This is a genomic window from Arthrobacter sp. UYEF36, assembly GCF_040547025.1.
Taxonomy (GTDB): Bacteria; Actinomycetota; Actinomycetes; order Actinomycetales; family Micrococcaceae; genus Arthrobacter.
In genome coordinates this window covers 644,858-656,659 of record NZ_JBEPOX010000001.1, presented here as the reverse complement: position 1 = coordinate 656,659, position 11,802 = coordinate 644,858, and the positions used below count along the sequence as shown (strand labels likewise).

Here is an 11,802-nt window from a genome sequence, read left to right as displayed (position 1 = left end):
ATCCACAATGAGGAGATATACATGGCACAGGGAACCGTCAAGTGGTTCAACGCTGAAAAGGGCTTCGGCTTCATCACCCCGGATGACTCCGATGGCGATGTCTTCGTTCACTACTCCGAGATCCAGACCGGTGGCTTCAAGACCCTCGACGAGAACGCTCGCGTTCAGTTCGAAATCGGCCAGGGCGCCAAGGGCCCCCAGGCTACCGGCGTGACGCTGGTCTAGTACCCCCGCAGCGGAACTGCCTGCGGCAGCCTCCGCGCAAAGAATGGTCCCCGGCTTTCCTGGCCGGGGACCATTTTTTCTTCAGCGCACGAGGGTCCTCAGCAGCCGCGCACTTTGCCGCACGGACAAACCCGGCAGATAGGCCCGGCTCAGCGCACGCCCCATGGCAGGCAGCTGCAGCGGGTCCTGGTAAAAGAGGTACAGCGTCCGGTAGTCGGGCTTGAAACGGGACTTGAACGTAGCCAGCGAACGGAAGCCGTACACGGGCTCGAGCGCTTTCCCGACGACGTCGAGGATTCTGGCCAGCGCCTCGGGCCCGGGCTCATCGCCGGCAGCATCCGCCACTGTGGCCTCCTCCTTCGCCAGCGGGGATCCGGACAGCGAGATAACCTCCACCGAACTCCGGAGCTCCTGCACCGCCGAGGCGATCAGGAATTCCATGACGCCGGGGAAGGCGTCGCCGCGCCGGCGCATAAAGTCCAGCGTCCAGCTTACGAGGCGGCCGTCCGCGTACACCGGCAGCCAGCTGGTGACGCCCTGGACCTGCCCCTCGGCGTCCACCGCCAGGCAGCAGAGCACCTCCGGGTCCTCAAGCTCATCGATGCCTCCGAGCGTGAAGCCCATCTCCGGGACGGACTTCTGGGCGGCCCACTCCTCCGAGACCTCGCTCAGCTGGGCGCGCACCGACGGCGCGAAGTCGGCGTAACGGCCCCACACCGCGTGCACCCCGGACTTCTTGGCCCGGTTCAGGGCGGTCCGGACGTTCTGCCAGTCCTTTCCCTTGAACTCAAGTGAGCGCACGGCCAGCCGGGTCTCCTGTGCCACCGCGACCCGCCGGAACCCCCGGTCCTCCAGCAGCGGCCATAGCTCGTCCGTGCAGGAGTAGAAGCAGGGAATGAGGGCCTGCTCGGCGCAGTACTGGATGAAGCCCGCCGCGGTTTCCCCGTGGAACTCCGCCGGGCCGAAGGGTCCGGCCAGCGTCAGCGCGACGTTGCCATGCTGCTGGTAGGCCACTCCCCCGCGGCCCTCCGGCGCGAACCAGTATTTGTTGGGCTCCCACAGCGCCATCCAGGACAGGGAGTCGCCGCCCTGGCGGATCAGGCTGCGGGCCACGTCCCGGTCGCCCGCCCCTGCGTCGCTCGGGTGCAGCCGGCGCTGCAGGACCAGCCAGACGGCGGCCAGGGCGACGGCCCAGAAGACGATGCCGGAGGCGGCGAAGAGGAAGGCCTCGACGGCGTCCCGGCCCTGGAAGACGCGGCTGTAGATTCCGGGGATGGGCAGCGGCAGGTACTGGCGGGAGAGCTCGGCGGCCAGGCCCAGCAGGCCGCCGTCGCGGTCCATGCCGCCCGCGGCCAGCCAGACGCCGGTGTAGAGGGACGCCAGCACGAGCCAGGTGCCGCCGACAACCGCGGCGAGGGCCCGGCGTGCCCGGGGACTCGTCTCGACGCGGAACTGGCGGCGGTTCACCGCGAGGAGGACAACGAGCACGAGTGGAACCACCACCAGGGGCAGCACATGGACAATCCCGGAGCCCATCACGCCGGTGTGCGGCCGGTTGGCGTACTGCGGAATCCTGGCGAACAGGGACAGGTAGACGGCGGCCATGACGGTCACTGCGAGTTGGAGGGTGATCGCGATCCGCAGGGCGAGCCGGCGTCCGTGCCGCATGCCGTCGGCGCAGATGAGCAGCAGCACCACGGGGACCACCGCCAGCGCGAGGCCCAGCGGCCCGGCGAAGCCGGCGTGGCCGGCCTCCAGGCAGGTGGCATCGATGGTGCCGCCGCAGTTCTGCTCCAGTTGATTCAACGTGGGCAGCGGGTTGAGGACGACGTCGCGCAGCAGCGCCAGCGGGCCGGTAGGGGTCCGGACGGTGGCGGTCAGGATGGGTCCGACGGCGAAGATCGCAACGCTGAGGGCGAGCAGGTTCCGGGTTTCGCGTCCCGTGGAGCGGTGCCGGTGCAGGGTGCCCTTGTCGCCCTGGATCCACCAGCCGGCCGCCAGCCCGGCCAGCGCGCCGGCGAACCCGACGACGGTCTCCGCATGCCCCACGTACAGCACGAGCATCAGGGAGACGGAGACGACGGCGGTGCGCAGCCGCCGCTGCCACAGCGTGGGCAGCAGGCCGCAGGACGCCAGCGAGACGGCGAGGACGGCAGCGTACGGGCCCATGAGCCGTGCGTCCACCATCGCGCTGAGCCAGCCGTCGTCGGTATAGCGGGCAAGTTGTGTCACCAGCAGGAACAGCGTCACCGCGGCGAACTGGGCGGCGAAGTAGAACACCGCTGTGCGCCGGGTGCCCAGCTGCCGCTCGGCGAGGCCCAGCAGGAGGAGAATCATCAGCGCGGCCGAGGTGTAGGCCAGCAGGTTCGTGGCAAAGAACATCGAGCTGAACATGGCCCACCAGCGGCCGGCCTTCAGCTCTGGGGCACTGACGGACGCCAGGTCCAGGAGTGACTCCGGCGGCCCGGCGAGGAAGCTTCCAGTGGCCGCGCCGGTGATCAGGAAGGCCGCGAGGACGGCGAGGGTGAACGGGATGGCGCGCAAATGGCCCGCGGACTGCCGCAGGCCCTCGCGGCCCAGGCCCCGGAGGGAGGCGGCGCCGCTCCCCCGCTGCCGTGCAGCTGTTGCCGGGCTCACTGCGGGATGCCCCAGCGGGACGCCAGGAAGTCGAGCCCGGAGGGCAGCCCCTTGGACCCGGTCTCCCAGGAGTGCCCCGCATCGGGGACCAGCCGCGCCTCCACCGTGAACCCGGCGGTGCGCGCGGCTTCGGACAAAACCTCCATGTAACTGATGAACTCAGGATCCCGCTCACCGGCGGCAAAGTAGACGGCGTGCCCGTCGAAGCGGTTCTCCCTCATGAGCCGCAGCGGTGTCAGGCGGTCAAAAGCTTCGGTGTCGCCGTCAAAGGAGGCAGCGATGGTCTTCTCCCTCTCCTTGGCCAGGGCGGGTTCCTGCTCGCTGGAGAAGGCCAGGGCGGAGCTGTAGATGTCCGGATGGCGGGTCACCATCTGCATCGCGCAGGTCGCGCCGAAGGAGAATCCCCCGGCCGCCCACTTCCTGGGGTCCGGGTCCACGTCCAGCGTCCGGTTGATCCAGGCGGGCACGTCCTCGGCGAGGAAGGTGTCGGCCCGGGCGATCCTGCTGTCCATGCAGAGGGTGTTGCCCGCGGCGGAACCGTTCGGGTCCACGACGACCACCACCGGAGCCAGTCCGTGGTGCGCTGCGGCGTACCGGTCCATCCGGCTGCGCAGTGCCCCGCCGGTGAGCCAGTCTGCCGGGGCGCCCGGCTGGCCGGCGAAGAGAACCAGGACGGGAAGGGCGGGCCGGGGCGTGGCCTGGTAGGCGGGCGGAAGGTAGAGGTAGGCCTCCCGGCTCTGGAACCCCGAACGGGTGCCGGGGATTTCGGCCCGCCGCAGCTCACCGCCGTCGGGCAGGCCGGCCGGCGGGTCCCACTGGTCCAGGCTGACGGTGGCGGAGGGCCCGGGGGCGCGTTTCAGCCCCTCTTCCAACGGCTGGATCCGCGCCAGGGCGGTGCCCGTCAGGTCACTCACCGTGTGGTTGAGGCCAAAGTAGCCGTTGATCTGGACGGCGGAGAGCAGGACGACGCCGAGCAGGGCGGCTGTGGCCAGCGCCGTCGTCCGGGCGGGGCGCCGGGGGTCGCCGCGGCCGGGGGCCCGGGCACCCGTGGGCCGCCAAATGCGCCACAGGCTCATCAGCCAGAGCAGCAGTGCCGTGACGGCGGGAAGCGACCAGGCCAGGACCTCGCGGGGAAGTTCCCCCGGGAAGACGGCGAAAAGGTAGATCATCGCCCAGTGCGCTCCGGCCAGCAGCGCGGAGGCTAGCAGGACGGCGGCGGCGGGGCGGAGCAGGAAGGCCAGCCGGCGGGGGGCTGTTTTCCCTCCTGTGGCAGCCCGGACGGCGCGGCGTCCGCCCTGCCACAGGAAGTAGAGCAGGCCCGCGGCGCCGGCGGTCCAGGCGATCCACAGCACCGGCCCGTCAACGAGCCGGAGGTCTTCGATGAAGTCCACAGCGGCTAGCGCCAGGTGCCGACGCCGATGACGGGCCCTGCCTCAAGCCAGGATGAGAGCCCGGTGTAGGCGTCGAACCGCATCGCGAGCAGGATATCCTGCCCTTCGTAGCGGAGTTCGACAATCACGGCGTCGGGTTGGACTTTGACAAGCTCGGACCCGGTGGGCTTGCGCCGGCCGATCAGCTCAAGCGAACTCCGGCGGAAGGTGTGCTTCGGACGCATGCTGAGCGAGGCGAGGCGGAACCACTCCAGGTCGTTGTCCTGATAACGACAAACCCCCATCTGCCAGCTGTTTCCAGCCGTGCAAATGGAGGCGTCCACCGTGCCCAGGGCACGCCGCAGATTGAAGCGGCGCACCCCGGAAAGGCACAGTGCAAGTACCAGCAACGCAAAGATCGTTGCCAGGACGATGAACGGAATAACAGTATCGCTCATCAAGGTCGTGCTAGCGGATCCCCGCAGTAGCCGCGTCGCCCATTTGGGCGTTGTCAGCAACAATAACGACCCGGTTGTTGTCGACGGAGAAGAATCCGCCGTCGACTACTACAGCAATGCGGTCACCGGATACCGGCTGGATTGCCAGCTCACCTTCGGCCAGAATCGCCAGCAGGGGCGCGTGGCCGGGCAGGATTCCGATTTCACCATCGCTGGTGCGGGCCTTGACCATCGTGGCCGCTCCGGACCACACGAAGTGGTCCGCTGCGACAATCTCAACCTCAAGCTCAGCCATATTACTTGGTCTGTTCCTGGATCTTGGCCCACTGGCGCTCAACGTCATCCAGGCCGCCGACGTTGAAGAACGCCTGCTCTGCGATGTGGTCGAGTTCGCCGTCGCAGATCGCGGTGAAGCCTTCAACGGTGTCCTTGATGGACACGGTGGAGCCCTCGACGCCGGTGAACTGCTTGGCGGTGTAGGTGTTCTGCGAGAGGAACTGCTGGATGCGGCGTGCACGCGACACGACGATCTTGTCTTCTTCAGAGAGCTCGTCAACGCCGAGGATGGCGATGATGTCCTGAAGTTCCTTGTTCTTCTGCAGGATCTGCTTGACGCGGACGGCCGTGTTGTAGTGGTCGTTGCCGATGTACTGCGGATCCAGGATGCGGGAAGTCGACGTCAGCGGGTCAACGGCCGGGTACAGACCACGGGAAGCGATTTCACGGGAAAGTTCCGTGGTCGCGTCGAGGTGTGCGAAGGTCGTGGCCGGGGCCGGGTCGGTGTAGTCATCTGCGGGAACGTAGATGGCCTGCATCGAGGTGATCGAGTGGCCCTTGGTGGACGTGATGCGCTCCTGGAGGAGGCCCATCTCGTCAGCCAGGTTGGGCTGGTAGCCCACGGCCGACGGCATGCGGCCGAGGAGGGTGGAAACCTCGGAGCCTGCCTGGGTGAAGCGGAAGATGTTGTCGATGAAGAGCAGCACGTCCTGGTTCTGCACATCGCGGAAGTACTCCGCCATGGTGAGCGCAGACAGTGCCACGCGCAGACGCGTTCCCGGCGGCTCATCCATCTGGCCGAAGACAAGGGCGGTGTCCTTGAGGACGCCTGCCTCTTCCATTTCAACCCAGAGGTCGTTACCTTCACGGGTACGCTCGCCGACACCGGCGAACACCGAGGTGCCGCCGAAGTTGCGGGCAACACGGGTGATCATTTCCTGGATCAGCACGGTCTTGCCGACGCCGGCACCACCGAACAGACCGATCTTGCCACCCTTGATGTACGGGGTGAGAAGGTCGATGACCTTGATGCCGGTTTCCATCATCTCGGTGGAACCCTCGAGCGTCGCGAAGGCAGGAGCCTTGCGGTGGATGGGCCAGCGCTCGGTGATCCCGAGTTCCGACTCAGCCACGTCCAGCGGCTGTCCGAGGACGTTGAAGATGTGTCCCTTCACGACGTCGCCGACGGGAACGGAGATGGGGGCACCCGAGTCCACTACAGCGGTGCCGCGGACAAGTCCGTCGGTTGCCTGCAGGGAGATGGCGCGAATGACGTTGTCGCCGAGGTGCAGGGCAACCTCGAACGTGATCGTCTTGGTCTCACCGTTGAGAGTAATCTCGGTGGTGAGTGCGTTGTAAATCGAGGGGATTGCGTCAGCCGGGAATTCGACGTCGACAACCGGGCCAATAACACGTGCAATACGGCCGGTAGCACCGGTCGTCGCGGCTACGTGTTCGGTAGCAGTGGCAGTCATCTCTCTCACTTCACTCAGTAGATGGCGTGGGGGTTAAGTTTACTTTGATGCAGGTACAGCTGGATCCGAACCCGGGGAGGCTAGGACGCGTTCAACGCGTCGGCGCCGGCCACGATTTCGGAAAGCTCCTGCGTAATTTCAGCCTGGCGGGCAGTATTGCGCAGACGCGTGAACTTCTTGATGAGCTCCGTGGCGTTGTCGCCGGCGGACTTCATTGCCCGCTGGCGGGCAGCGAGTTCCGAAGCTGCTGCCTGCAGCATTGCGGCGAAGATGCGTGATTCGATGTAGCGCGGCAGCAGAGCGTCAAGAACCTGCTCCGTTTCCGGCTCGAATTCGTAGAGCGGCAGGAGGTCCGATTCGGACGCAGCCTGCTCTTCGACAACCTCAAGCGGGAGAAGACGGATGACCGTCGGCTCCTGGGTGACCATGGACTTGAAGCGGGTGTACACGACGTGGATCTCGTCGACGCCTCCCTCTGCATAGTCCGTCGCAAAGTCAGACAGCAATGCCTCGCCGATTTCCTGTGCGGTGGCAAACTCCGGCGCATCCGTGCCGCCGGTCCAAACGCGCCCGTAGGGACGGTTCCGGAAGTCGAAGTAGGCCTGCGCCTTGCGGCCGACCAAATACATCTTGACTTCCTTGCCCTCCTCGACGAGCAGCTCGTTGAGGCCTTCCGCCTGCTTGAGCACGCTTGCGGAGTACGACCCTGCAAGGCCACGGTCCGAGGTGATTACCAGGACGGCGGCCCGGCGGATCTGCTCCGGCTCGGTGGTCAGCGGGTGGTCGATTTCGCTCTGGCTTGCGACAGCAGAAACGGCACGCGTGATGGCGTTTGCGTAAGGCAGTGAAGCTGCTACGCGTGCTCGGGCCTTCCCGATGCGCGAGGTAGCGATCAGTTCCATCGCCTTGAAGATCTTGCGCATCGACGTCGTCGAGCTGATCTTCTGGCGGTAGACCCGGATCTGGGCTCCCATACTTATCCTTTCCTAAGATCCCGATGGCCGGGACTGCCGGAACCTAAGTGGGCTCCGGCAGTCCCTGCCAGCGAAACTAGCGCTTCTGCTTGACGATTTTTTCCTGGTCGACCTGTGCCTCGTCGATGGGGGCGTGTTCTTCGTGCCCCGCACCAACCAGGTGGTTGTCTCCCTCGCCGAAGAAGCCCTTCTTGAAGTCCACGATCGCGGTCTTCAGTGCTTCTGCAGTGTCATCGCTCATGACGTTGGTCTGGGCCAGCGTCGTCAGGATGGAGGACTTGTGCTTGAGGTGCTCCAGGAACTCGGTCTCGAAGCGGTTGATGTCCTCAACCGGAACGTTGTCGAGGTGCCCGTTGGTGCCGGCCCAGATGGAGACGACCTGGTTCTCGACCGGGAACGGCGAGTACTGGCCCTGCTTGAGCAGTTCCATCAGGCGTGCGCCACGGGTCAGCTGCTGGCGCGATGCGGCGTCGAGGTCCGACGCGAACATTGCGAACGCCTGCATGTCGCGGTACTGGGCCAGTTCCAGCTTCAAGGTACCGGAGACCTTCTTCATGGACTTGACCTGGGCGGCGCCACCCACGCGGGAAACAGAGACACCCACGTCGACAGCGGGACGCTGGTTGGCGTTGAAGAGGTCCGACTGCAGGAAGATCTGGCCATCGGTGATGGAGATCACGTTGGTCGGGATGTAGGCGGAGACGTCGTTTGCCTTGGTCTCGATGAGCGGCAGGCCGGTCATCGAACCTGCACCGAGCTCGTCGGAGAGCTTGGCACAACGCTCCAGCAGGCGGGAGTGCAAGTAGAAGACGTCACCCGGGTAGGCTTCGCGTCCCGGCGGGCGGCGGAGCAGCAGCGACACTGCACGGTAGGCCTCGGCCTGCTTGGAGAGGTCATCAAACACGATGAGGACGTGCTTGCCGCCGTACATCCAGTGCTGGCCGATCGCCGAACCGGCGTACGGTGCCAGGTACTTGAAGCCTGCGGGGTCGGAGGCGGGGGAAGCCACGATGGTCGTGTATTCCAGTGCGCCGTTGTCCTCGAGCGTCTGACGGACGGCCGCGATCGTGGAAGCCTTCTGGCCGATGGCTACATAGATGCAGCGCACCTGCTTGTTGACATCCCCGGAAGCCCAGTTGGCCTTCTGGTTGATGATCGTGTCGATGGCGATTGCCGACTTGCCGGTCTGACGGTCACCGATGATCAGCTGACGCTGGCCGCGGCCGATCGGGATCATGGCGTCGATAGCCTTGAGGCCGGTCTGCATCGGCTCGTGAACCGACTTGCGCTGGGTCACGCCGGGCGCCTGGAGTTCCAGTGCACGGGTGGTTTCGGCCTTGATCTCGCCGAGGTCATCGATGGGCTCGCCCAGCGGGTCGACAACGCGGCCGAGGAAGGCATCGCCCACCGGTACGGACAGAACCTGTCCGGTGCGGTGAACTTCCTGGCCTTCTTCGATACCGGTGAAGTCACCGAGGATGATAACGCCGATCTCGCGGACGTCGAGGTTCTGGGCCAGGCCCAGGGTGCCGTCTTCGAAGCGAAGCAGCTCGTTCGCCATGACCGAGGGAAGGCCCTCAACACGGGCGATGCCGTCACCTGCGGTTGTTACACGGCCGACCTCTACGCGCTCTGCGTTTCCGGGTTCGTAGGACGCCGCGAACTCGTTCAACGCATTACGGACGTCGTCGGCGTTGATGGTCAATTCGGCCATCTGCAGTCCCTGCTCTCCTGTTTTCGTGATCATCGTTGCTCACGATGACCGGGGTTTCGTTTCGTTTAGTTGTGCTGGTCCGGCTGGCTAAGCAAGCTGGCGGTGGAGCTGGCCCAGGCGGGCGAGGACCGAAGCGTCTACCACTTCATCCCCTACCTGGATCCGGATGCCACCGATCAGTGCCGGGTCAACGTTCATGTTGATCTTGAGCTCGCGCCCGTAAAGGGCATTCAGCCCCGCCTGCAGACGGCTGGTCTGTGTCGCCGTCAGCGGACGGGTGACGCTGACCGTTGCAATCCAGCGCTGCTGGCGCTTGGCTGCAAGCTCCGCGAAACGACGGACGAGCTTGGTCGCCTTAAGGCCACGGGGCTGCGACACTGCCTGTCCAATAAGGACCTTCGCTTCCTCGCTTGCACCGGGTACGAGCTTTTCGGCGAGGGCAACCTTGGCGGCCGAGCCAGCCTGCGGCTCGGACACAGCACGCTGTACCTCGTGGTTGGACTCGACGGCCCGGTTGAAGGAGAACAGATCGTTCTCCAGCGCTTCCAGGCCGGTGATCCCTGAGGCAGAGACGGCAGACTTGTTCTCAGCAACGGCAATTACCACCGAAGCGGCAAGAGTCTCGAGTGCATCGCCGATATCCCGGGCCGACGCCCAGCGCGAGCTGGCCAGTCCGCCCGCGATTTCCACAGCATCCGCGGAGACTTTCCCGCCGAAGAGCTGCTTGATAAGCGCCGACTTTTCGTCACCGCTACGGGACGGGTCAGTCAGGGCGCGGCGCAAGCCAGCCGAGCTGTCCACCGTTCCCAGGATTCCGAAGAGTTCCTTAGCCAACTGCAGCGAGGCGAAGGGAAGCTTGGCTTCCAGCGCCACCAAGGCTGCGGTGAGCGATTCGCTCGATACACCTGCCATTACTTAGCTGCACCTGCGTTCTGGTTCTCCAGATCTGCCAGGAAACGGTCAACCACACGGGCTGAACGCGCGTCGTCCTCGAGGGACTCGCCAACGATGCGGCCTGCCAGCGTGGTGGCAAGGGTGCCAACTTCCGTGCGGAGCGACACAACGGCCGCCTGGCGCTCGGACTGGATCGCCGCGTGTGCCTGAGCCGTGATGCGGGCAGACTCGACAGCTGCCTTCTCCTTCAGGTCCGCAAGGATCTGAGCGCCTTCGGCACGTGCTTCCTCGCGGATCCGGTTGGCCTCGGCACGGGCATCGGTGAGCTGCTGCTTGTACTCTTCGAGTGCAGCGGAAGCCTCTGCCTGGGCCTTTTCAGCCTTGGCGATGCCACCTTCAATGGCCTCCGCACGCTCTGCGAAGGTCTTCTCGAACATCGGGACAACGTACTTGACCACGATGAACATGAGAACAGCGAAGCCGGCGAAGACGACGCCCATTTCCCAGACATTGGGAACCAGAGGGTTGGTGCCCTCTGCGGCGGCTGAGATGATCAGCTGATTCATAATTCACCCGTCCTTATCTACTCGGTTCTGGATGTTCGCTTGGTTCTAAAGTTCAGACTAGAGAACGAACGCGAAGACCAGGCCGAGGATGGCGAGGGCTTCAGTCAGCGCGAGGCCGAGGAATGCGATCGGCTGGAGCACACGCTGTGCCTCCGGCTGACGTGCAACGCCGTTGATGTAAGCGGCGAACACGAGACCAACACCGATACCACCGCCGATTGCGGACAGACCGTAACCTACGAGGTTGAGATTGCCTTCCATTTTTTTCCTTTCAAGATGCCATCTATGTGGCAGGTTGTTTGGTGTGCTTCATCCCCCGTGAGGGGAAGATTTTGGGTGCCTAGTGGCTATCCGCGTGCAGCGCGCCTTCAATGTAGATGGCGGTCAGCAGGGTGAACACGTAGGCCTGCAGCGCCATGATCAGCGCTTCCAGCATGTACATGGCGATCGCGCCGCCAAGCACGAGGACCGAGGTGCCCTTCAGGAGGATGTTCTCCTGCATCACGAGGAACTCGATGCCCGAACCGGCAATCATCACGATCAGGTGGCCGGCCAGCATGGTCGCGAACAAACGGAGGCTGTGCGTGACGGGGCGGACCAGGAAGTTGGAGATGATCTCGATCGGAATGACGATCGGAAGAATGTAGACCGGGACTCCGGACGGCACGGTGGCCAGCTTGAAGTACTTCAGGCCGTTCTTCTTGACGCCGATGGCGATCCAGGTGAAGTACACGATTCCGGCGAGCACATAGGCGCCGCCGACATGCGAGAAGCTCGGGAGCTGGATCACCGGGATGGCGCCGTAGATGTTGTTCACCAGGATGAAGAAGAACAGGCTGAACAGCAGCGGGACATACTTCATGAAGTCTTTGCCGCCGATGATGTCCTTGGCAATGCCGTTGCGGACGAAGCCATAGGCGGCCTCGCCGGCGAACTGCAGTTTGCCGGGAACAAGCTGCCCCTTACGGGCAGCTAGCAGAAAGAACGTGGCGATAATAACGACCGAAAGGATTACCAGCAGCATCTGCTTGGAGAATCCATCGACCGCCCCCCACGGCAGGATTGCCGGCAGGTGCATTTCATCAATTCCAGGAGGCGTAAAAGTTCCTGATTCTTGGGCCGGGAGCGCAAGCGCGATCAACGCGTTTCCTCTCTGCAGTGTCCATCATTGGGCGTTTGTCGGGAAAAGGCGACGTTACTGTCACACTCTCCC

General features: G+C 64.7%; 12 protein-coding genes. 1 reads left to right on the top strand and 11 read right to left on the bottom strand.

The features are described 5' to 3' along the window. The first annotated feature begins 21 nt into the window (after positions 1-21). Positions 22-225 carry a cold-shock protein gene (locus ABIB29_RS03120; RefSeq protein WP_024365900.1) on the top strand — a complete coding sequence of 68 codons (204 nt, stop codon included), beginning with the start codon at positions 22-24 and terminating at the stop codon, positions 223-225. 81 nt (positions 226-306) lie between these two features. Here the strand turns inward: ABIB29_RS03120 and ABIB29_RS03115 are convergent, their stop codons facing one another. The 11 genes from ABIB29_RS03115 to atpB form a co-directional block, all read right to left on the bottom strand. Next, the gene (locus ABIB29_RS03115) at positions 307-2,862 is read right to left on the bottom strand and encodes a bifunctional lysylphosphatidylglycerol flippase/synthetase MprF (RefSeq protein ID WP_354169928.1); all 2,556 of its coding nucleotides are present in this window, start codon (positions 2,860-2,862) and stop codon (positions 307-309) included. Then, the gene (locus ABIB29_RS03110) at positions 2,859-4,253 is read right to left on the bottom strand and encodes an alpha/beta hydrolase (protein ID WP_354169926.1); all 1,395 of its coding nucleotides are present in this window, start codon (positions 4,251-4,253) and stop codon (positions 2,859-2,861) included. The genes ABIB29_RS03115 and ABIB29_RS03110 overlap by 4 nt, the downstream gene beginning before the upstream one ends. 5 nt (positions 4,254-4,258) lie before the next feature. Beyond that, positions 4,259-4,690, bottom strand: a complete 432-nt coding sequence (locus tag ABIB29_RS03105; protein WP_354169924.1) for a DUF2550 domain-containing protein — start codon at positions 4,688-4,690, stop codon at positions 4,259-4,261. A 10-nt stretch (positions 4,691-4,700) separates the two neighbouring features. Then, on the bottom strand, positions 4,701-4,985 hold the full coding sequence (locus tag ABIB29_RS03100) for a F0F1 ATP synthase subunit epsilon (RefSeq protein WP_307459655.1): 285 nt from the start codon (positions 4,983-4,985) through the stop codon (positions 4,701-4,703). Position 4,986: 1 nt separating this feature from the next. Then, positions 4,987-6,441 carry a F0F1 ATP synthase subunit beta gene (gene atpD / locus ABIB29_RS03095; RefSeq protein ID WP_354169922.1) on the bottom strand — a complete coding sequence of 485 codons (1,455 nt, stop codon included), beginning with the start codon at positions 6,439-6,441 and terminating at the stop codon, positions 4,987-4,989. 80 nt (positions 6,442-6,521) lie between these two features. Continuing rightward, positions 6,522-7,415 carry a F0F1 ATP synthase subunit gamma gene (locus tag ABIB29_RS03090; protein ID WP_354169920.1) on the bottom strand — a complete coding sequence of 298 codons (894 nt, stop codon included), beginning with the start codon at positions 7,413-7,415 and terminating at the stop codon, positions 6,522-6,524. Positions 7,416-7,491: 76 nt separating this feature from the next. After that, positions 7,492-9,129: a F0F1 ATP synthase subunit alpha gene (gene atpA / locus ABIB29_RS03085; protein ID WP_282382575.1), complete on the bottom strand. Its 1,638-nt coding sequence runs from the start codon at positions 9,127-9,129 to the stop codon at positions 7,492-7,494. Positions 9,130-9,216: 87 nt separating this feature from the next. Then, complete coding sequence (locus ABIB29_RS03080) at positions 9,217-10,041, bottom strand: F0F1 ATP synthase subunit delta (RefSeq protein WP_354169918.1); 825 nt, start codon at positions 10,039-10,041, stop codon at positions 9,217-9,219. Then, positions 10,041-10,589, bottom strand: coding sequence for a F0F1 ATP synthase subunit B (locus ABIB29_RS03075; RefSeq protein ID WP_354169916.1), 549 nt, complete (start codon positions 10,587-10,589; stop codon positions 10,041-10,043). Before ABIB29_RS03075 ends, ABIB29_RS03080 begins: the two co-directional genes overlap by 1 nt. A 57-nt stretch (positions 10,590-10,646) precedes the next feature. Continuing rightward, positions 10,647-10,850 carry an ATP synthase F0 subunit C gene (gene atpE, locus ABIB29_RS03070; RefSeq protein WP_009356484.1) on the bottom strand — a complete coding sequence of 68 codons (204 nt, stop codon included), beginning with the start codon at positions 10,848-10,850 and terminating at the stop codon, positions 10,647-10,649. 79 nt (positions 10,851-10,929) lie between these two features. Further along, positions 10,930-11,730 (bottom strand): F0F1 ATP synthase subunit A, encoded by an 801-nt coding sequence (atpB, locus tag ABIB29_RS03065; protein WP_354169915.1) that lies wholly within the window; start codon positions 11,728-11,730, stop codon positions 10,930-10,932. Positions 11,731-11,802: the final 72 nt, after the last annotated feature.